1 protein-coding gene is annotated in these 608 nt (G+C 33.4%); it reads right to left on the bottom strand.

What is annotated here, in order from left to right:
• Positions 1-115: 115 nt before the first annotated feature.
• Positions 116-265 carry a PsaJ protein gene (locus tag RMZ41_RS31970; RefSeq protein ID WP_409876335.1) on the bottom strand — a complete coding sequence of 50 codons (150 nt, stop codon included), beginning with the start codon at positions 263-265 and terminating at the stop codon, positions 116-118.
• Between the last annotated feature and the right edge of the window lie 343 nt (positions 266-608).

The raw sequence follows: 608 nt of genomic DNA, 5'->3' as shown, positions 1-608 counted from the left end.
TGCAATGACTGCTCCTGCTATCAACGGTTAATTCTGAAGTTTAGCTAAATCAAAGAGCGCCCTCCCAATTGGGAGGGTGCTTTTTAGTGTTAATTAACAATTTAGATACTCACTCTTATGGCATAGGATGGAAAAGAAGATCGGGGAAAAAATAATTAAAAATTGCCCAGGTAGAGAAGGCAACTGATATTGAAATAACAGCAAGAACAGGAGCAAGGGAAAGATACTTAAGGAAATAGGCTTTCTGGTCGTTTGGTTTCTGCATATAGCACTCTCTGAAAAGTGAAGGAATTAAGTTGAACTAGTACGGCTAACCAATAATTGGTTTGTCAATAGCATATAAATTGCCAAAAAACAGCTTTCTTAGCGTTGTCTTTGGAAACTATTGTATAAACTCAAAAGTTCAATTTGCTTTTACAATTTAATAATAATAACTAATACTTTGTTAAACCTCTAACCGGAGACTGGATAAATATTAAATTAATTAGTAATATGAAATACAAAAAATTATCATTATTAGTAGTTATATAACCCACATTCCGCAGGTGCGATCGCAAATGCTGTATTTTTAGAAATAACCTAAATGCTGCATTTTAAAAGCATGACAG

This window comes from Nostoc sp. DedVER02, assembly GCF_034530675.2.
Classification (GTDB): domain Bacteria; phylum Cyanobacteriota; class Cyanobacteriia; order Cyanobacteriales; family Nostocaceae; genus Nostoc.
The sequence above is the reverse complement of the archived record's forward strand: the minus strand, read 5'-3'. Positions and strand labels throughout refer to the sequence as shown.